The sequence below is a fragment of the Marivita geojedonensis genome (assembly GCF_002115805.1).
Taxonomy (GTDB): Bacteria; Pseudomonadota; Alphaproteobacteria; order Rhodobacterales; family Rhodobacteraceae; genus Marivita; species Marivita geojedonensis.
The window spans coordinates 37,980-57,903 of sequence record NZ_JFKC01000019.1 but is presented as its reverse complement, the minus strand read 5'-3'; the positions used below and the strand labels follow the sequence as shown (position 1 = coordinate 57,903).

Sequence of the window (19,924 nt, the reverse complement as noted above, 5' to 3'; positions counted from 1 at the left end):
GCATGTTTGGGCTGATGACAAAACTGCTGCGGTCACGCGCCATCGTCTGGATTCTTCTGGCGGTTGTCGGTTTTTCCGCGACCATCTTCATGGCGGTGAACGTTGCGCAGGATCTGCGGCTTCTGAATTCGGCGCGGTCGGACAATGTTCAATGGACGCTGTCGCAGGCGGAAGTTGAATTCCTCGAGTTTGAATTCAAGCTGATCGACGCGGCCAACGCAGACACGCCAAGGCTGCGCGATCTGAGGCGCGAGTTCGATATTTTCTACAGCCGTATCAAGACGTTGCGCGAGTCGTCACTCTATGCGCCATTGCGCGGGATCGATGAGTTTTCGGTCAACCTGAACCGCGTTGATGCGTTTTTGCAGGATGCGGTCCCGTTCATTGACGCCAGCGACGCGGACTTGACGGCATCTCTTCCAGAGCTTCTGGTTCGGGCGCAGACCCTGCGCCCCAGCGTCAGGGCCCTGTCGAATTCGGGTCTGAACTACTTCGCCCTGGAATCCGACCGTCGCAGGTCCAACGTGGCGGTGACACTTACGCAGATGGCTGCGGTTGTTACGCTGTTGCTTGTGGCTCTGATGCTGCTTGCGGTTTACCTGAATTATCTCAACACCCAGAACGTCCGACGCCGGGCCGAAGCCATCGAGGCCAGCAACCGCATGCGCACGGTGATCGGAACTGCGCTTGATGCGGTGATCGTGAGCGATCAGCAGGGCCGTGTTCTGGAGTTCAACGCGGCGGCGGAGCAGATCTTCGGCTACTCGGCAAAGCAGGCGATCGGGCATGACCTCGGCGCGTTGATCGTTCCGGACCACCACCGCGAAGCACACGCGGCTGGAATGCAGAGAATGCGCGAGTCCGGTGAAAAGCGGGTCGTCGGGAAAGGCCGGATCAAGCTGGAGGCGAAGCGCGCCTCTGGCGCGATCTTCCCCGTGGAACTTGCCATTCAGTCGGCCAAGACAGACAGCGGTGAGGTGTTCATCGCCTTTCTGCGGGACATTTCACAACGCGTCAAAGCCGAGGAAGAGCTGGTAGCCGCGCGCGACCGCGCACTTGCCGGAGAAAAGGCCAAGACCGATTTTCTTGCAACGATGAGTCACGAAATCCGGACGCCTCTCAATGGGTTGCTGGGCAATCTTTCTCTGCTGCATGAAACGAAACTGACCGCCAAGCAGGCGCGATATATCCGCAACATGGATACGTCGGGCAAGCTTCTGATGAGCCATATCTCGGACGTTCTGGACATTACGAAATACGATGCGGGCAAGTTGCGGCTGCGCCCTGTTGAGATGAATGTCAGCATGCTGATTCAGGATATCATCGACAACCAGAGCGGCGCGGCCTCGGCCAACAATTTGACCCTTCAATGGGGGTGGAGTGGTGAGCCTGTTGACTGGATCCGGGGCGACCGCGACCGGATGCAGCACATTCTGATGAACGTGATCGGCAACGCGGTGAAGTTCACGCATGATGGAAGTATCCGTGTGACGGCAGCGGTTCAGCGCGATCACGAAATGCGCCCCGAGTTGAGTGTCACCGTCACAGACACCGGGATCGGTATAGATCCGTCGATCATGGGCCAGATCTTCGATGATTTCGTCACGGGTGACAGCTCGTATGGCCGGGACGTCGGTGGGACGGGTCTTGGTCTTGGCATTGCAAAACGGTTCGCGCAGGCGCTGGGCGGCAGCATCGATGTCCAGAGCGAGAAGGGCGTTGGCAGTACCTTTACGATCCGAATACCAGTGGAGCCGGTTGCCGCGCCGGAGGCAGCGCGCAACCGCAGGAAAGCCGCACCGAACGGGAAGGGTTGCCACGTTCTTCTGGTGGAAGACAATGTGATCAACCGCGAGGTGGCCCGTGAAATGCTCGAATCCGCGGGGCATAGGGTGACCGAGGCCACGAATGGCCGCGAGGCGGTTACGGTTGCACGGGATCACGCGTTCGATCTGATCCTCATGGATATCAGCATGCCGGTTCTCGACGGACGCGAGGCGACGCGCGAAATCCGCGCGGGGCAGGGGTTGTCCGCCAAGACGCCGATCATCGCCGTGACTGCAAACGCCATGGCATCGGAACAGGAAGCCTATCTGTCGGACGGGATGTACGACATCCTCACCAAGCCGCTGAACCGTGAGGCCCTGCTGCGGATCGTGTCAGGGCAGGTGGATGAGGGCGGCGCAACAGGCGATACATCCCCAGATCACATTGTGGCCACGGGCTATATCGATGACCTGCGGGACAGCCTGGGCGTCGATACGCTTCAGGTTCTGCTTGACCGGTTTGTGGCGGAGGTGGATCAGGTTTCGTCAGATCTTGCCCAGTTCGATGGTAGCGACTTCGCGGAAACTGCCGCCATGGCACACCGCATCGCGGGAAGTGCGGCTACGATGGGAGCGGTCGCGCTGCGAAACGCTCTTGTCGATATTGAAACAGCGGCGAAACTCAATGATCGAGCGGCAACGCAGGCTGCGATTTATGCGCTCCCGGCGGTTTGGAATACGACCCGCCCCCTGATGCATGCAGACCGGCGGGCCGTTCCTCGGGATCAAATGAACGCCTGACCGTGCCGACCGCTTTCCGCGTTGTGGCTGTCAAAGTGCTGTTGCTGCCGTCAGCCCCAGAATGCCAAGAACGCGGCCGACCTCACCGACATTCGTGATCGTGCTGTCGTAGCAGGCGATCGAGTCGCCGGGCAGCAGATACGGGTCGTAGTCATCCCGATCCGCCCGGCGGAGCAGGTCTTCGATATCGCGTTCGATGACAACCGAAACCCCGGTGACCGGGTTTCGCGAAAACAGAACTGCCGACCGGTCCGCGCTGCTGGCGCGGGCGCCGCCGACGCAGTTTGTATTGATCACGGCCTGCAGATACCGCGTGCCATAGGGGATTTCCCGGACGTCGCGCCCGACCGCCGAGATTGCATTGCCGGCAGCGGGTTGTGTGAGGTTCGACAGGAACAGCGACACGCCCGGTGGGCTGATCGGGCTGGGGCGCATCAGATCGTCCTGGAAGCATCCCCGGCTGGGCACAGAGACCTCGTCGTCCGTGAGCAGCATGACATCGACCGCATTGCGGCCCTCAAACACGCCGCGCATGTCGAGCTTGTAGAGCGTCCCGTTTCGACGCAGTTCGACTGCGGAGATATCGGCATCCGGGCGAATACCTCCGGCGGCCCGCAGCGCGGCGGACAGGTTTCGGCCTTCACCGGCTGCACCCAGGGCGGCCTGCCGGCGACTGTCGACCTGATCGCCGGGGATGCCGCCGATTTCGACTGCGCGGGGTTCGAATACCGCACCCGACACACCGACGGTGACCGAAGCAAAATCGGCGATCCGGACAGAGATCCGGGGCCGCTCGGAAAAGAAATCCTGTGCCAGCAACTGGTTCGCAATGTCGGTTTCGACATCTGCTGTGCTGCGTCCCTGTGCCCGGATGGGTGACAGGAAGGGAAGCTTCAAAGTGCCGTCACGGGAGACCACATAATCGCCGTTGAAGGTTTCGTCGTCGCCGACGCGGATGTTGACGAGATCGTTGCGGGACAGACGTTCTCCGCGAAGGGCGTGCGCCGCAATGGCACCGCCCTTGCCATCCGCACCGCCACGCGCAGGCAGGCACTTGCTGGCGTTGATCTGCTCGGATCGGAGGAATGACGCATCGGCGCGGCTCACATCCGGGGAGCGGTACTGCGCCTGATAGCCGTCGCCAGTGGCAATGGGCTCGAGGTTGTCCGGCGTGTCGAACCCGGCGCAGTTTCCAAGCGCCAGAACGGCGGCGCATGCCGTTCCGTATTTCAATGATTGCCACATTTGCCTGTCGGATCCCGAAACCACCGGTTTGTGCCTTGATAGGCAATCCCGCTTTTGTCTGTCGAGAGGATGTTGGCATGAACGCGCTATCCGTTCGGATATGATGCAGTTCCGTTGCGCCTTTGCCCTCTCCGGGGGCGTCCGGGACCGAGGCCGCTGCAACGGGTAAACCGGGTTCAGCAAAACTGATCGGACCCGAAATGACGGCCATACTGAAAACATCCCGCGTGGCGCAGAACCTGTTCGCCTATGGTGCGTCCGAGGTCGCGGCAAAGGCGTCGCGCCTGCTGGTCGTCATTGTTGTTGCGCGCTCGCTGGATCTGACGCAGATCGGTGTCGCCGCGGCGGCATTGGCCGCAGCGGACATCCTGAAGGCACTGACGGAAAATGGAGTCGGCCAAAAGATCATCGCGGCCCGCGACGAAGACCTGCCGCAGACCTGTGCTACTGCGCACCGTATCTTCTGGGCGTGGTGCGTCGGGCTGTTTCTCTTGCAGGCCGGGGTTGGAATTGGACTGTATCTGTACGGCGGCAGTCTTGAACTGCTGGCGCTGATCCTGCTTCTGGCCGGCGAGTATCTTTTCATGCCGGCAGGGCTGGTTCAGGCGGCCTTGGCGATGCGGGCGGGAAAGCTGCGCCAGACGGCGGCAATTGCCGGCGCGCAGAACGTCGGTGCCAATCTCTTGTCGGCGGTTTTGGCACTGGTCTGGCCGTCAGCGCTCGCGCTGATCCTGCCACGGCTGCTGACCGCGCCGTTCTGGCTGGTTGCGATGCGCAGGCTGCATCCCTGGCAGATCGATCTGAGCCAGGGTCGCGCGCCGCTGCGCCCGTTTGTCAGCTTCGGCTGGGCGGTTCTTGGGGTGGAGCTCATCAAGGCGATGCGCTTGCAGGCCGACAAGCTGATCGTCGGGACACTGATGGGGGCCGAGGCGCTGGGCCTTTACTTCATGGCCTTCAATGCCGGACTGAGCCTTGCCAACTCTTTCTCGGTGGCTTTCTCGACCGTCCTGTTCCCGCATCTCTGTGCCCATGACGACAAGGCTGTGGCGCTTCGGCAAAGCCTGATCCTTGCGATGTCATTGATCACCCCAGCGGTCGTTCTGCAGGCAATTCTTGCGCCCTACTACGTTCCGGTGCTGCTTGGCGATGGCTGGACCGGTCTGGACCAGATCGTATCGATCCTCTGCCTTGTCGCCATTCCGACAACACTCTGGTCCGCCACAGCGGGCTGGTTGAGGGCCACGGACCGCGCCTATCGCGAGTTCTGGGTGACGGCTGCCATGACCGCCGCGCTGATGGCAAACACCGTGCTGCTGAGCGGCCAGGGTCTGACCGCGATCGCCACCGGCTATGCGCTTGTCGCCACAGTGGTGATGGTCGGGGCGTCGCTGCCCGCACTTTCCTTCGCCTTTGGCCGCAACCTTGTGAGGGTTTGAGACATGCCCAGCTTTTCCATTGTCATTCCCTGTTTCAACGCAGAGTCGACCATTCTTCAGACCTTGGAGAGCCTTAAGGCGCAAAGTTTTTCGGATTGGGAGGCCATTTGTGTCGATGATGGATCGGGTGATGGTACCCGCGATCTGATCAGCGCGGCTGCTCTGGTTGATCCGCGCGTCCGGCTTGTTGGCAATCCGGGCAAAGGCCCGAGCCATGCCCGCAACTTCGGAGCGGCGCTGGCGGTAGGCGAGATGATCGCGTTCTGCGATGCAGATGACATCTGGATGCCGGGCAAGCTGGCGGAACTGGCCGCGATATTTGCGGACCGCAAAATCGATGGTGCCTATGGTCGGATTGGTTTTTTCAACCGCGACCCCCGTGATGCAACGGTGTTCTCGACCGTTCCTGAGGGCGTGCTGACAGTCGATCAGCTGCTGGGGGAAAACCCGGTCTGTACCATGTCGAACATCACCGTGCGACGGGATGTTTTCCGTCAGAGCCGTGGGTTCGACTTGACCATGGTACACAATGAAGATCTTGAATGGTTGATCCGGTTGGTGGGGATCGGTGCGCAGGTGGTTGGTGTTCCAACCCTGCACACGATGTACCGGACTTCGGTGGGGGGGCTGTCGACGGACCTCGAAGCGATGTTGGGGGGGCGGTCACGAGCGATCGAGACCGCTGCACGCTTCGGGGTCCGTCCCAGCGGACGCAGTCACGCCATTCATCATCGCTATCTGGCCCGACGGGCGTTGCGCCTTGGAGGCGCGCGCACACTGGCTCTCCGCCATGCCATTATTGGTCTCGCTCACAGCCCAGCCGGGTTCTTTTCACCGCTCCGGCGCGGGGCCCTTACGCTGATCGGTGCCTGCGCTTCTTTGGTGCTTCCGCAGAACACCAGCAGATCTCTGTTCTCCTGACCCTATCATTGGAATGATGCCATGACATTTGCTTCAATCGTCGTCCCTGCGTTCAATGTGCAGGAGACACTTGCCGAAACACTGCGGGCGCTTCTGGCGCAGACCTATCCGGATTTCGAGATCATCGTTGTCGATGACGGGTCAAGCGACGATACTCCGCAGATCGCAAGATCTTTTGAATCGGACCCGCGTCTGCGGGTCATCCGGCAGGCCAATCGGGGACTTGCAGGTGCGCGCAACACCGGCATTGCCGCAGCGCGCGGAGAGGTGATCGGTTTCTGCGATGCGGATGATCTGTGGGTTCCCGCGAAGCTGGCCACGCATATGGCGCATCTGAATGCACATCCCGAAGTCGGCATCAGCTATTCCGGCTCCGCGCTGATCGATGACAACGGAGAGCGCATGGGGCAGTCTCAGCGCCCGCGTCTTAAGGATGTCGACGCCGCCGTGATCTTCAAACGCAACCCCATCGGCAACGGGTCGGCTGTGGTTCTGCGGCGCGAGGTTTTCGAGTCTATCGCCTATCGCCCGCGCCACGAGACCGAACGCGATTGGTATTTCGACGAAACGTTCCGCCAATCCGAGGACATCGAGTGCTGGCTTCGGATTGCCCTGTCGACCGACTGGGTTTTCGAAGGTGTTCCGGGTCTGCTGACGCATTACCGGATCAATGCGGGTGGGCTGTCTGCGGCGACGGACCGGCAACTCGCCGCATGGGAGCGGATGGTGGTCAAGCTGACGCCGCTCAATCCTGCGTTTTTTTCGGTCAATACGCACGCTGCACGCGCCTATCAGCTGCGCTACCTGAGCCGTCGTGCGATCAGCGACCTCGATCCGAAACGTGCTGTTCTGCTGAGCCGCGCCTGGCTGCGGGAATCCCGTGCGCCCCTGATCGAAGAGCCGATCAAGTCCGGCGTGACCTTGGCAGCGACGATGGTACTTGTCGTCATGGGGGGCGCTGCCATCCGCCGGGCCATGGGCCTGATCGCGCGGCGTGCTTCCTCGGGTCAGGCTACATGACACGGCCGCGGATCGTCCATCTGGTCGATGACACCACAGCCGGTGGGGTCATGCGGGTCATCGACCATTTGATTTCATCTGACCTTCTCGCAGCGGCGGCAGAGCATGTCGTCCTGCCTGTGGACCGGGGTCGCGTGTCGTTCAAAGCCCATGCGGCGGATCTGCTGGTATCTCACCTTGCGATCAGTTGGCGCGCTCTGCCCATGCTGGTCGCTCTTCGGCTGAGGCATCCGAGCATTCCGGTGATTCATGTCGAACACAGCTACACCGAGGGGTTCGTAGCCGCGAACGTCACCCACAAAAGCCGTTTTGCAACCTTGCTTTGGGTGGCATACCGCATGTTCACGCGTGTCGTTGCCGTCAGCAGAGAACAGGGCCGATGGCTTCGGTCCAGTGGCGCGGTGCCTGCGAAGTCTTTGCGGGTCATTCGGTCCTGTGTGGATCTGTCGGCGTTTCGCAGCTTGGATCCGGTGCGTCGCCCGGTGCGCGTGATCGGTGCCATCGGGCGGCTGGATCGCCAGAAAGGCTTTGACACGTTGATCCGCGCATTTCGCGCTCTGCCTGACCCCGGTCTCGCTTTACATGTTTACGGAGAGGGTGCGGAAGAGGCTAGTCTTCGCCACATTGCCGGTGACGATTCCCGAATTCAGTTCAGGGGTTTCAGCGCCGATCCGGTGTCCGCGATGGCGGAGGTGGATGCGGTTGCGATGCCGTCCGTCTGGGAGGCGTATGGCCTGGTTGCCATCGAAGCCCTGGCAGCAGGGCGCCATCTGCTGGTGCAGGATATCGACGGTCTGAAAGATCATGTTCCATTCGGCGCGAGATCGGTTTGTGGCGATGCGGTCGAAGACTGGCGGAACGCGCTTCAATCGCTGATTGAAGAGTCCCAGGCCGGCGAACACGCGCCGGACAGGATCCAGTCCTGCGACTTCGAGGATGCGTTTTCCGCCCGATGGAGGCAGATCGTGAACGAGGTTCTGCCGGCCATGACCGCGGATCATCAGTTACCCGTCCGGGCGTAACCGCCGGTCAGGTGACCGCGTAAAGGTCAACCCGGACGCTGCTTTGCTGGCGTGCGCCGACGCCAATGAAAAGTGTTCGGTTTACCCAAGCATACCGGGCGTCTCCGGTCTCGAGCCGGGCCTGCGTCCGCATGTAGTAGCTGGACGGATCGACGTCTTCTCCTCGGGCTACCGCGTCAAGCACCTTAGGAGGGCCATGGCGGAAACCGTAATTCACGATTTCGATTGTGGCGCCGTCGTGAGTTTCCATCGCGTACCGCGTGTCCAGTTCGGCAAGCCCATCCGAAAACAGGGTCTGCCAGTCTGCGCCAAGGTTCAGGATCCGTCCGGACAGGCGTGGCCCGCTGACCGTGCCACCGATGATTGGAATGATCCGTCGTGTCCCGGCGCGCCCCGAACCCATTTCGCGGATTTGGTCGAGTTCGACGTCAAGGGTGCAGACCAGCTCAAGGTTCGGCGGCGGGAGAAGCATGGTGTGGCCTTCTGGTTTGGGCGCTGAGCAGGTTTCAGACTACAGGTCGATGGCAATCGGACAAGCAGACACCGCTAATTCGTGAACATTGCACGGTAATCCGAGGGTGTCTGACCCCGGGCGTTGCGGAAGCGTTTAGAGAAATAGGATGGGTCCAGAAACCCTAGCCGATAGCCGACTTCGGATATCGGCAGCTGTGTGAAAGCGAGCAGGCGGCAGGCCTCCTGCATCACTTTCTCTTCGATATACGCGGTTGCGCCAAGTCCGGTGGCATGTCGGCACAGGCGGCTCAGATGTCCGGTGCTGATCGAAAGCGCATCGGCATAGGCCGACGCCGTCCACCCGTCTGCAACATGCCGGGTGATCAGATCATCGAGTTCGAAGAGACGCGCGGATTTTCGACCGGAAGCGCCTTCTGGGAGCGGTTGACGGGTCTCTGCCAGTTTGGCAAGCACGGAATGTGCCAAACCGACAACCTGTTGGGCGCGGAAGGGCGTGGCATCAAGTGTCATGTCGCGCAGCAAATCAGTCATCTGCCTGAGGCGGGGGCAAAGTGGCCCGGTGAGCGGTTTTGACAGGGCCGACAGGATAGAATGGGTGTCTGGCGCGACCGACCCCACAACACTTATCGGGAAGGAAAAGATACCGCCGCTAGTCCCCGGTCGGAAAACAAAGTCATGCACGCAATGCTCTGGAATATAAAGGAAATGATCCGGCGTGATGTGTCTCTCTTCCCCGTCGGTGGTGGCATCGATCCATCCGGAATCAACAAGAAAGAGCTGCGACATCTGGCTGTGCCGATGCGGGAGGATGCGCCAGCCATGAACCGGGGCGCGGGCGGAGAAGTCTTCGAAATGAATCACGTCCGGAAACGGATCGCGTTCTCCGTACAGCCCGAAAGCGGGAATGGTGTTTTCTGCACTCATGTTCGAAAAGTACCATTTATGGCCCACTGGTTCCATTACCTGATACGCCGCGCCGCCCTATTCCTGATACATCAGACTTTGGGAGGAGGGCTGACATGAAAACCGAAGTGGCGATTATCGGCGCGGGGCCATCTGGCCTTCTTCTGTCACAGCTGCTGAACCGGGCAGGGGTGGCGACCGTGGTGCTGGAGAGGGCAACGCGCGATCATGTCCTGTCGCGGATCCGGGCAGGGGTGCTTGAGGCGGGAACCGTGGACATGTTGCGCGAGGCGGGTGTGTCGGATCGGCTCGACCGGGAAGGCATCCCTCATGAAGGGTGCTATCTGAGCGACGACGACCTGATGGTGCGGATCAATTTCCGAGAGCTCACCGGCACGCCTGTCATGGTCTATGGTCAGACCGAAGTGACCTCTGACCTTTACGCTGCGCAGGATCAAATCGGCGCCAAGATTCTGCATGGGGTAGAGGATGTCTTTATTCAGGATGCGGACAGCTCTGCACCCTTTGTGGAATTCACGCATAACGGCGGGCGTCAACGGCTGGACTGCGCCTATGTCGCCGGCTGTGACGGGTTTCACGGTGTCAGTCGAAAGACGATCCCTGAACACAAACGGCAGGCGTTTGAACGGGTATATCCGTTTGGCTGGCTTGGCGTGCTGTCTCGAACGCGACCGGCTCATGAAGAGCTGATTTATGCAAATTCGTCGAATGGCTTTGCTCTTGCTTCGATGCGGAGCGAAACCCTCAGCCGGTATTACGTTCAGGTACCGCTGACAGACAGGGTCGAAGACTGGAGCGATGAACGTTTCTGGACCACGCTCAAATCCTGCCTCCCGTCGGACGTTGCCGACAAGATGGAAACTGGACCTTCGATCGAAAAATCCGTCGCGCCGCTGCGGTCTTTCGTGAGCGAGCCGCTGCGCTGGGGCCGGTTGTTCCTTGTGGGGGATGCCGCGCATATCGTGCCACCGACGGGGGCCAAGGGGCTGAACCTTGCGGTGTCGGATGTGCATTACCTCTATCAGGCGTTGATCGATGCGCTGAAGAAGGGTGATACGGCGGGGATCGATAGCTATTCCGAGCGCGCCTTGCTGCGCATCTGGAAGGCGATGCGGTTCAGTTGGCAGATGACGACGATGCTGCACCGGTTTGACGGGGAAGACAGCTTTGCCGCGCAGATGCGCAAGGCCACGCTGCGTCATCTGTCGCAATCGGAAACTGCCCGGCGGGATCTGGCCGAGAATTATATTGGGCTGCCCTTCTGATGTGATCCGGGGCGCACCTCTGCGCGGGCCTCTTCCAAGGCGCGGATGAGGCCCGATTGCTCGGCACTCAGGACGCCGTCCATGCGCATTGAAACCCCGATCGGGCCGCTGCGGATTTCGTCTCGCAAAGGAAGAGAAAGAAGTGTTTTGGCCGTCAGCTCGTCTTCGACGACACCGCGCGAAATGAACCAGATCGCATCCGATGTCTGAACCACACGCCGACCGAAGGCGAGCGAGACGCTTTCGAATGCGGCTGTGTGTGGCGAAACTCCATGCCGGGCGAGCAGGGCCCGTACAAGCGGTGCGATGACGGCACCTGGTGGCGGCAAAAGCAGAGGGTGTTCTGATAGGTGGTCAAGCGGCGTCGGGTGGTCTGCAAGCGGATGGCCGGGGCGCACCACGGCAGCGATGTCTTCTGAATAAAGGTGATGAAAGGACAAGTGCTGCATCACCTCTGCTGTGCCCATACGCCCCACCACAAGATCCAGACTGCTGTCACGAAGCTGGGACATGAGAAGCCAGTTCGGACCGGTGCTGACGCGCAGGAGACAATTCGGGAAGGCTTTGCGAAAACTCAGCGCCGCGCGCGGCATCAGCGACGTGGCGGCTGTGGGCAGAACGCCGACGGCCAGTCGTGTGATCGGCGACGGTGTGTCCTTAACAAGCGCCTGCGCGCGGGACAGTTCCGACAGGGCAGAGCCAGCATGTTGCTGAAACATCCGTCCCGCAGGTGTGAGAGACAAGCGCCGGCGACTTCGGTCGAACAGCGCTTTGCCAAGAATGTCTTCCAATTCGCGAATGGTCTTTGACGCCGCAGGTTGAGATACATGCAGCGCGTCCGCTGCGGCGGAGAGTGACCCGAGCCGGGCCGTTTCGAGGAAACATCGCAGGTGGCGGAGGCGCAGTCTCGCATCTATCATGCATAACCTATGGGTTAATTATTTCCGCAATAATTATAATTTTCAGGCGCAGAAAGAAATGCAAAATAACGGGTGAGGAGATACCATTTCATGAAAACCATCACATCGCGGGGCATTGCCCTGCATGTCCAAACCGATGGGCCGGAGTCTGGCCCAGTGGTTATGTTTGCGAATTCGCTGGGCACCGATCTGCGTGTCTGGGATTTGATGCTGCCGTATCTGCCCGACGGCCTGCGCACCGTCCGCTTCGACAAACGCGGGCATGGTCTGTCGGATTGCCCCGAAGCCCCCTATGATATCGCCGAGCTTGTCGATGATGCCGAAGCGGTGATCGACGCTCACGACCTCAAGGATATCGTGTTTGTTGGTCTGTCCATCGGCGGGTTGATCGGGCAGGGGCTGGCCGCACGTCGGCCGGAGTTGCTGCGCGGGTTGGTTCTCATGGACACAGCAGCCAAGATCGGATCGCCCGAGATGTGGCAGGAGCGGATTGACGGGCTGCGGGCCGGGGGAATCGAGTCCATGGCCGAAGCTATTCTTGATCGCTGGTTTGCGCCCGAGATGCGCAACGATGCGGCGCGCCTGGCACCTTGGCGCAACATGCTCACACGGACACCGCTGGAAGGCTATATCGGCTGTTGTTCCGCCATTGCGGGGGCGGATTTCACGGAGTCCACCTCTGGCCTGACGATGCCCGTCATGGCGATGGCCGGGTCCGAGGACGGTTCAACCACGCCGGACATGGTGAAAGCGACGGCAGATCTCTGCAATGGTGCGTTCCATGTGATCCCGAACACCGGTCATCTGCCCTGTGTCGAGGCACCGGAACAAGCGGGGGCCCTTATCAGCGATTTCCTGAAAGAGGTGGGGCATGTCTGACCGCTTTGACCAAGGCATGAAAACCCGGCGCGAGGTCTTGGGCGATGCCCATGTCGACCGGGCCGAGGCCAACAAGACCGAGTTTGATCTGCCGTTCCAGACGCTCATCACCGAAGGCGCGTGGGGCACGGTCTGGTCGTCGGACGGGATCAGCCGACGCGAAAGGTCGATGCTGACGCTGGCGCTTTTGGCGGCGACTGGAAATTTCGAGGAAATCCCGATGCATATCCGCGCCACCGCGCGCACCGGGGCCAGCAAACAGGACGTGATGGAGGCCTTCCAGCACGTCGCGATCTATGCCGGGGTGCCCAAGGCAAACCACGCCATCAAGCTGGCCAAACAGACCTACGCAGAAATGGAGCAATCCGATGACTGACACCGCCGCCCTGATGCCCCGCCGCCGCGAGATGCATCCCGACCCCTATTACCCGGATTACAAGACGTCGATCACGCGATCCCCGTCGCTGCCGCTCTTGTCGATGGAATCGACGCCGAGCGAAGAAACCGGTCCGCGCTTTGGCCACAACAAGCTGGGTGCTTTGGATAACAACCTGATCTGCAACTACACGCAAGGCAAAGCGCTGGCCGTGGGCGAACGCATCCGCGTGCATGGTCGCGTTTTGGACGAGCTGGGCCGTCCGGTGCCGCATACACTGGTCGAGATTTGGCAAGCCAATGCCGGTGGGCGGTATCGCCACATCAAGGACACCTATTTCGCGCCGCTCGATCCGAATTTCGGCGGCTGCGGGCGGACGATCACAGATGAGAATGGCTACTACGAATTCATGACGATCCGTCCGGGGGCGTATCCCTGGCCGAACCGGGCAAATGACTGGCGGCCGATGCACATTCACTTTTCGATCTTCGGCCATGCCTTTGGTCAGCGCCTCATCAGCCAGATGTATTTCCAGGGCGACCCGCTGATCGACCTCTGCCCGATTGCGGCGACGATCCGGAATCGCAGCCAGTTGGACCGCCTCGTTGCGCCGCTCGACATGCAGAATTCCAGGGGCATGGATTATCTTGCCTACAAGTTCGACATCGTGCTGCGCGGGCGTCGTCAGACCATGTTCGAAAACAAGCCGGAAGGGATGTAAACCATGACACAACCGCTTGATATTCTGGTGGAAACCCCCAGCCAAACCGCTGGACCTTATGTCCATATCGGCTGTATCCCGACTTTTGCAGGGGTCGAGGGTGTCTATCCCGAAGACCTTGGCCTGAGCCCCATCGAGGATGGTGCGAAGGGAGAGGTCATCACCATCGTTGGCTCGATCTACGATGGCACCGGCTGGGCCATGCGCGACGCGATGCTGGAAAGCTGGCAGGCCGATGCGGCGGGTGTCTATCCCGGGCAGGACGGGGCCGACGCCAAGGTTTCGGGCTTCTGCCGGTTTGCTGCCGACAAGGACAGTGGCGAGTTTACACTGCGCACCGTTAAACCCGGCGCGGTAAAAGGGCGAAACGGACAGGTGTTCGCGCCGCATATCTCGCTCTGGATCGTGGCGCGCGGGATCAATATCGGTCTGAACACGCGCATCTATTTCGAGGATGAGGACAACAGCGCTGACCCGCTGCTGGCCCGCATCGAGCAGCGCCCGCGCGTGGACACGCTGATCGCCAAGAACACCGGAGACGGCACCTATCGTTTCGACATTCGGCTTCAAGGCGAGGGCGAAACGGTGTTTCTTGACCTGTGATGACAGGCGTCTTCGACCATCCTTGGTTGTCCGGCCTATTCGCCGATGACGAAATCGCTGCGCTTTGGTCCGCCGAAGCGCAGCTTTCGTCCATGCTGGCGTTCGAGGCCGCTTGGTCACGGCATGGGCATTTGGCGGGCCTTTGGTCTGAAGCCGAGGGCGCTGCCGCTGCATCTGCCATCCGAGACTTGACACTGAAGCCTGACGCCCTGCGCGAAGGGACAGCGCAGGACGGGGTGTGTGTTCCAGCCTTGGTGCGGCTTCTGAAGCAGAGCACCGGGCTGAACGCGATCCATAAAGGGGCGACCTCGCAGGATGTGATCGACACCGCGACTGTTGTGTCGCTTGTCCAAAGCCTCGATGTGCTGGGTCAGCGGGTGCATGTGCTTGAAACCGGCTTGTCCGATCTGAAAAGCCGTTTCGGCGGCGCAACCATGATGGGGCGCACCCGGATGCAGGCGGCGATGCCCATCGCTGCGGCAGATCGGATCGAGACCTGGCGTTTGCCGCTCCTCGCGCACCATGACCGTCTTTCACAAGTGCAGCCGCGCGTTGCCTTGGTTCAGATCGGTGGTGCCGCCGGAGATCGCGCGGCGCTGGGCGAGGGGGCCGACGCGCTCTGCGCGGCAGTGGCGGATGATCTCGGATTGGAGCCAACACCACGCAGTTGGCACGCCATGCGCGACGGAATGGCCGAAGCGGCCTCGGTCCTGTCGCTGATTACGGGGACGCTGGGCAAGATGGGGCAGGACATCTGCCTGATGGCGCAGCAGGGAATCGACGAAATCGCATTGGCTGGCGGGGGCGGGTCATCGGCCATGCCGCACAAGCAGAACCCGGTGTTGGCGGAGTTGCTGGTCACTCTGGCGCGGTTTAATGCAATGCAGGTTTCCGGCATGCATCATGCGATGGTTCACGAACAGGAACGGTCCGGTGCCGCATGGACACTGGAGTGGATGCTCTTGCCGCAGATGGCGCAGGCCACTGGACGCGCTCTGAACGTGGCCACGTTGCTTGTGGCACAAATTGAGCGCATGGGTGCAGCCGATCGGTTGTCCTGATCCGGGGCGCACCGTAAACCCTTTCGAAAAAGGAAAACCGACATGTCCGAAGATCGCGTTCTGATCGCTGGCGGCGGGATCGCCGGGCTTGCACTGGGGCTGACCCTTCACCAGATCGGCGTGCCGTTCACGGTGTACGAAGCGGCGAAAGAAATGCGGCCCTTGGGCGTCGGCATCAACCTGCAGCCCAACGCCGTTCGAGAGCTTTACGATCTGGGCATCTCTGCCGAGGATTTGGACCGTGTCGGTGTCCCCGCCAAGGAATGGGCGCTGGTCGGTCTGAATGGGCGCGAGGTCTATGCCGAACCTCGCGGACTGGGCGCCGGGTACAACTGGCCGCAATACGCCGTGCATCGCGGGCAGATGCACATGCTGCTTTACGAGACATTGATCGCACGGGCCGGGGCAGATGCCGTCGAGCTTGGCGCAAAGGTCTTGTCCTATGCGCAGGACGGGTCCGGCGTCACGGCGCGGGTTGTATCGTCTGACGGGGAACGGGACGAACGGGGGCGCCTGTTGATCGCCGCCGATGGCATCCATTCCGCGATCCGTGCGCAGATGTATCCCGATCAGCCGCCGATCCACTGGGGTGGGGCGGTCATGTGGCGTGGTACGGTGCGGGCCAAGCCATTGCGGACGGAGTCGTCCTTTGTCGGGCTGGGTACGCATCGGCACCGGATGGTGATCTACCCGATCTCTGCGCCCGATGCGGACGGGATGTCGCTGATCAACTGGATTGCCGAAGTCACCATGGACGATGCGGGAGGCTGGCAGCAGGACGGCTGGTTCAAACCGGTCGAGATCGACGAATTCATCCACCATTTCGAAGACTTCCGCTACGACTGGCTGGATGTTCCCGAAATGCTGCGCGGCGCGGATTGCGCCTATGTGAACCCGATGATCGACCGCGATCCGGTGCCAAGCTGGGTCGATGGCGCGGTGGCACTGATGGGGGATGCGGCGCATGCGATGTATCCCACCGGATCGAACGGGGCGAGCCAGGCGATTGTCGATGCCCGGGTGATCGGGGCGAAGATGCTGGAGCATGGCGTGACGGAAGCGGCGCTTGCCGCGTACGATGCGCAGCTCTGCGGTCCAGTCTCGGAACTGGTGCTGCGCAACCGCGGTGCGGGGCCGTTTGGCCTGCTCAATCTACTGGACGAACGCTGTGGCGGTGTTTTCGATGACATTGAGGATGTGATCCCGGCTTCGGAACGCGCGGATTTCATGGCCAAATACAAGGCTGCCGCCGGGTTTGCCATCGAGACGCTGAACGCGGCACCTGCCACGATTCCCGACGGGGCGCGTGTTTCGACAACCTGATCGGTGCCCGGTGGTGTGAGCCTATCTGTCCGAGCTGGGCGCGACGGATCCGATCACGCTGCTCAGCGCAAAGATCAAAGCGGCGACACAGACAATCGACGGACCCGCAGGCGTGTCCAGCACATAAGCTGCCCGCAGGCCGATGATGGTGGAGGCCGCTCCAATGGCTGCGGCTGTCAGTGCCATTCCTTCGGGGGTGCGTGACAGCGGTCGTGCGGCAGCTGCCGGCACGATCAGCATTGCAGCGATCAGCAACACACCGACAACCTTGATCGCAACCGCTACGGTGATCGCGAGTGCAAGCGTCAGGATCAATTGCTCACGTTTGGGGTCTATGCCGCTCGCATAGGCCAACTCCTCGTTCAGAGTTGCGGTCAGCAGCGCGGACCATCGCCATCCGATCAATCCGATCACGATGAGCGCCCCCGCCCAGATGACGGCCAGATCACCTCGGGATACGGCAAGGATGTCACCGAACAGATAACCCATCAGGTCGATCCGAATGCCTGAGAGAAAAGACACGGCCACCAATCCGAAGGCCAGTGCGGAATGAGCCAGAACGCCCAGCAAGGTGTCCATCGCGTAGCCCCGTCCGGACAGGATCGTGACGGTCAGCGCCATCACGAGAGCAACAGCCATTGCGCCCGCAAATACCGAAATCTGAAGCGCCAGCGACAGGGCTACGCCGAGCATGGCGGCATGTGCGGTTGCATCGCCGAAATAGGCCATGCGCCGCCAGACGACAAAGCTGCCAAGCGGGGCGGCGGCAAAGGCAACGCCGACACCCGCCAGTGTCGCGCGGGTCATGAAATCGTCCAGCATTATTCGGCGGCCTCGGTATGTTTGGTGTCGTGGTTGTGCGCATGGCCGCAGTTTTCGTCATGAGCATGGTCGTGTTCGTGACGGTAGAGGGCCAACGCACCGCCGGTCCCGCTGCCGAAGAGGGCGCGGTATTCCGGCGCGGAGGACACGATCTCCGGGGTGCCTTCGCAGCATACGTGACCGTTGAGGCAGATCACGCGGTCAGATGCGCTCATCACCACGTGAAGTTCATGGCTGATCATCAGCACGGCACACCCGGTTTCGCGGCGCACCTCTTCAATGCGGCGGTAGAAGGCGGCAGAGCCGGGTTGATCGAGGCCCTGGGTGGCTTCGTCCAGCAGCAGAAGGTCAGGTGAATTGATCAGGGCACGGGCCAGCAGGACGCGTTGAAACTGGCCACCTGACAGGGCCGACATCTGGCGGTTCGAAAGGCCCGGAACGCCCGCCTTTTCCAGCGCGGAGGCACAGGCCGACCGGGGGACGCCACCCGGAAGGCGCAAGAAACGGTCCACCGTAATCGGCAGCGTCGGATCGACGTGGAGCTTTTGTGGGACATACCCGATCCGCAGGCCGGGTTTCTGGGTGATGCGTCCGGACTCCGGCCGGACCGCACCGATCAGGGCGCGCAGCAAACTTGTCTTGCCTGACCCGTTCGGCCCAACGATTGTGACAATCTCCCCGGATTCGATGCTCAGCGACACGCCTTGAAGGGCTGTGTGCGCGCCGTAACTGACGCGCATGTTCTCAATGGTAACGAGGCTCATGCGTCCGCCTTTTCGGCACAAGCGGGACAGATCCCTTCGGCTTCGACCACAGTGCGTTCGATTTGAAACCCTGCTGCCCGCGCCGCATCGCCCAGAGCACCGCGCGTGGGTGCGGATTGAGCTTCGGCGACGGAATCGCATACGCGGCAGATCATAAAGGCCGGTGAGTGGGTCGCACCCGGATGGGCGCAGGCGATGAATGCGTTCAGCTTTTCAATCTTGTGGGCAAACCCGTGATCGACAAGAAAGTCGAGCGCACGGTACGCGACCGGCGGTTGCGAGCCGAAACCCGCATCGCGCAGGCGATCGAGCATTTCGTAGGCGCCGATGGCGCGATGTTCCTGAAGCAGGATCTCCAAGGCCTTGCGCCGTACCGGCGTAAAGCGCAAGCCCTCCTCAGCGCATCTTTTTTCAGCGGTTTCTATCGCCGTATGCACACAACTGCTGTGATCATGGGCTTTGAAACCCACGGCTTCGCCTGTGGGGGGTAAATTTGCTCGGCTGATACTTGTCATGTTATTTCATATCATATATCGGGTGCGTAACGTTATAAGATCACATGGAGTAACGAATGTCCAGAAAGCTGCTTGGTCTCTCGGTTACCGGTACATTGCTGGCCGGCGCTGTTGCTGCCGACGCCCCGCGCGTTGCCGTCGATATTGCGCCGGTCCATTCTCTGGTGGCCCGCGTCATGGACGGCGTCGGCATTCCCGACCTGATCATTGCGCCGGGCGGGTCGCCGCACGAATACAGTCTGCGTCCTTCAGAGGCTGGCGCGTTGCAGGACGCCGATCTGGTTTTCTGGGTCGGCGCGGATCTGACACCATGGCTGCATGACGCTATCGAAAATCTTGCAGGCGATGCGGATACCACTGAATTGCTCGAACTCGAGGGCACCACGACTTATGCCTTCCGTGAAGGCGCACTGTTCGAAGCGCATGATCATGAAGAGACAGACCATGACGATCATGGACATGAAGCCGAGCATGAGCATGAGGAAGAGCACGCTCACGATGATGACCATTCTCACGATGATGACCACGGGCATGAACATGGATCTTACGACCCGCATGCGTGGCTGTCCCCCGAAAACGCCGCATTCTGGTTGACCGAAATCGCGGACAAGCTGGCTTCTGCCGATCCGGAGAACGCGGACACATATCGTTCCAATGCCGAGGCAGGCCGCGAGGAACTGGCGGTCCTTTCATCCGAGATATCTGCTGCACTTGACCCCGTCAGAGACCGGAATTTCATCGTGTTCCACGACGCTTATCAATATTTCGAGCGTTCCTTCGAGATGCCGGCCTCCGGGGCGATTTCGCTGTCGGATGCGTCCGATCCCAGCCCGGCCCGGATTTCGGAAATTCAGGACCGGGTTGCAGATCTTGGGGTGACCTGCGTGCTGTCAGAGCCGCAATTCGACCCCGGTTTGGTTGCTTCAGTGATGGAAGGCTCGGACGCCCGGACAGCTGTTCTTGATCCGCTTGGATCCAACCTCGACCCCGGTGCAGCGCTCTATCCCCAGATGATGAAGAACCTTGCCACGACATTGGCCGAGTGCCTATGAAACCGGGAAACGGG

Annotated in this window: 20 protein-coding genes; 13 read left to right on the top strand and 7 right to left on the bottom strand. The window is 61.0% G+C overall.

Annotation, left to right across the window (positions count from 1 at the left end):
• The first annotated feature begins 2 nt into the window (after positions 1-2).
• Positions 3-2,567 (top strand): hybrid sensor histidine kinase/response regulator, encoded by a 2,565-nt coding sequence (locus tag MGEO_RS16010; RefSeq protein WP_085640108.1) that lies wholly within the window; start codon positions 3-5, stop codon positions 2,565-2,567.
• Between the two features lie 30 nt (positions 2,568-2,597).
• On the opposite strand, the gene MGEO_RS16005 is transcribed toward MGEO_RS16010, so the two are convergent.
• On the bottom strand, positions 2,598-3,812 hold the full coding sequence (locus tag MGEO_RS16005; RefSeq protein ID WP_085640105.1) for a polysaccharide biosynthesis/export family protein: 1,215 nt from the start codon (positions 3,810-3,812) through the stop codon (positions 2,598-2,600).
• Positions 3,813-4,012: 200 nt separating this feature from the next.
• Between MGEO_RS16005 and MGEO_RS16000 the strand changes: the two genes are divergently transcribed.
• The 4 genes from MGEO_RS16000 to MGEO_RS15985 are packed head-to-tail and all read left to right on the top strand — an operon-like array spanning position 4,013 to position 8,211.
• The gene (locus MGEO_RS16000) at positions 4,013-5,248 is read left to right on the top strand and encodes an oligosaccharide flippase family protein (RefSeq protein ID WP_085640101.1); all 1,236 of its coding nucleotides are present in this window, start codon (positions 4,013-4,015) and stop codon (positions 5,246-5,248) included.
• A 3-nt stretch (positions 5,249-5,251) separates the two neighbouring features.
• Complete coding sequence (locus MGEO_RS15995) at positions 5,252-6,169, top strand: glycosyltransferase family 2 protein (protein WP_085640098.1); 918 nt, start codon at positions 5,252-5,254, stop codon at positions 6,167-6,169.
• 21 nt (positions 6,170-6,190) lie between these two features.
• Positions 6,191-7,189 carry a glycosyltransferase family 2 protein gene (locus MGEO_RS15990; RefSeq protein WP_085640095.1) on the top strand — a complete coding sequence of 333 codons (999 nt, stop codon included), beginning with the start codon at positions 6,191-6,193 and terminating at the stop codon, positions 7,187-7,189.
• Entirely contained in the window at positions 7,186-8,211 is a 1,026-nt protein-coding gene (locus MGEO_RS15985) for a glycosyltransferase (RefSeq protein ID WP_085640092.1), read from the top strand. Before MGEO_RS15990 ends, MGEO_RS15985 begins: the two co-directional genes overlap by 4 nt.
• A 7-nt stretch (positions 8,212-8,218) precedes the next feature.
• On the opposite strand, the gene MGEO_RS15980 is transcribed toward MGEO_RS15985, so the two are convergent.
• Complete coding sequence (locus MGEO_RS15980; protein WP_085640089.1) at positions 8,219-8,683, bottom strand: DUF3237 domain-containing protein; 465 nt, start codon at positions 8,681-8,683, stop codon at positions 8,219-8,221.
• Between the two features lie 74 nt (positions 8,684-8,757).
• Complete coding sequence (locus MGEO_RS15975) at positions 8,758-9,609, bottom strand: helix-turn-helix domain-containing protein (protein ID WP_158091031.1); 852 nt, start codon at positions 9,607-9,609, stop codon at positions 8,758-8,760.
• A 95-nt stretch (positions 9,610-9,704) separates the two neighbouring features.
• Here MGEO_RS15975 and pobA point away from each other — a divergent pair, with 95 nt between their 5' ends.
• Positions 9,705-10,874, top strand: a complete 1,170-nt coding sequence (gene pobA / locus MGEO_RS15970; RefSeq protein ID WP_085640084.1) for a 4-hydroxybenzoate 3-monooxygenase — start codon at positions 9,705-9,707, stop codon at positions 10,872-10,874.
• Here the strand turns inward: pobA and pcaQ are convergent.
• On the bottom strand, positions 10,853-11,794 hold the full coding sequence (pcaQ, locus tag MGEO_RS15965) for a pca operon transcription factor PcaQ (RefSeq protein WP_085640081.1): 942 nt from the start codon (positions 11,792-11,794) through the stop codon (positions 10,853-10,855). The two genes, pobA and pcaQ, sit on opposite strands and share 22 nt — an antisense overlap.
• 90 nt (positions 11,795-11,884) lie before the next feature.
• Between pcaQ and pcaD the strand changes: the two genes are divergently transcribed.
• Genes pcaD through MGEO_RS15935 form a run of 6 tightly spaced genes read left to right on the top strand, consistent with a single transcriptional unit; the run spans position 11,885 to position 16,757 of the window.
• Positions 11,885-12,673, top strand: coding sequence for a 3-oxoadipate enol-lactonase (gene pcaD, locus MGEO_RS15960; protein ID WP_085640078.1), 789 nt, complete (start codon positions 11,885-11,887; stop codon positions 12,671-12,673).
• Positions 12,666-13,049: a 4-carboxymuconolactone decarboxylase gene (gene pcaC / locus MGEO_RS15955; RefSeq protein WP_085640075.1), complete on the top strand. Its 384-nt coding sequence runs from the start codon at positions 12,666-12,668 to the stop codon at positions 13,047-13,049. Before pcaD ends, pcaC begins: the two co-directional genes overlap by 8 nt.
• A complete protein-coding gene (gene pcaH / locus MGEO_RS15950) occupies positions 13,042-13,770 on the top strand; it encodes a protocatechuate 3,4-dioxygenase subunit beta (RefSeq protein WP_085640072.1) in 729 nt (242 codons plus the stop codon). Before pcaC ends, pcaH begins: the two co-directional genes overlap by 8 nt.
• Positions 13,771-13,773: 3 nt before the next feature.
• Complete coding sequence (pcaG, locus tag MGEO_RS15945; protein WP_085640069.1) at positions 13,774-14,373, top strand: protocatechuate 3,4-dioxygenase subunit alpha; 600 nt, start codon at positions 13,774-13,776, stop codon at positions 14,371-14,373.
• Complete coding sequence (locus MGEO_RS15940; RefSeq protein ID WP_170102918.1) at positions 14,373-15,434, top strand: 3-carboxy-cis,cis-muconate cycloisomerase; 1,062 nt, start codon at positions 14,373-14,375, stop codon at positions 15,432-15,434. The genes pcaG and MGEO_RS15940 overlap by 1 nt, the downstream gene beginning before the upstream one ends.
• Before the next feature lie 42 nt (positions 15,435-15,476).
• The gene (locus tag MGEO_RS15935) at positions 15,477-16,757 is read left to right on the top strand and encodes a flavin-dependent oxidoreductase (protein ID WP_085640063.1); all 1,281 of its coding nucleotides are present in this window, start codon (positions 15,477-15,479) and stop codon (positions 16,755-16,757) included.
• Positions 16,758-16,778: 21 nt separating this feature from the next.
• Here the strand turns inward: MGEO_RS15935 and MGEO_RS15930 are convergent, their stop codons facing one another.
• From MGEO_RS15930 to MGEO_RS15920, 3 genes are read right to left on the bottom strand one after another with little or no spacing between them, the layout of a single operon-like run.
• A complete protein-coding gene (locus MGEO_RS15930; RefSeq protein ID WP_085640060.1) occupies positions 16,779-17,579 on the bottom strand; it encodes a metal ABC transporter permease in 801 nt (266 codons plus the stop codon).
• Entirely contained in the window at positions 17,579-18,343 is a 765-nt protein-coding gene (locus tag MGEO_RS15925) for an ATP-binding cassette domain-containing protein (RefSeq protein WP_085640057.1), read from the bottom strand. Before MGEO_RS15925 ends, MGEO_RS15930 begins: the two co-directional genes overlap by 1 nt.
• Complete coding sequence (locus MGEO_RS15920; protein ID WP_085640054.1) at positions 18,340-18,858, bottom strand: helix-turn-helix domain-containing protein; 519 nt, start codon at positions 18,856-18,858, stop codon at positions 18,340-18,342. Before MGEO_RS15920 ends, MGEO_RS15925 begins: the two co-directional genes overlap by 4 nt.
• Before the next feature lie 56 nt (positions 18,859-18,914).
• Here MGEO_RS15920 and MGEO_RS15915 point away from each other — a divergent pair, with 56 nt between their 5' ends.
• Positions 18,915-19,910, top strand: a complete 996-nt coding sequence (locus MGEO_RS15915) for a zinc ABC transporter substrate-binding protein (RefSeq protein ID WP_085640051.1) — start codon at positions 18,915-18,917, stop codon at positions 19,908-19,910.
• Positions 19,911-19,924: the final 14 nt, after the last annotated feature.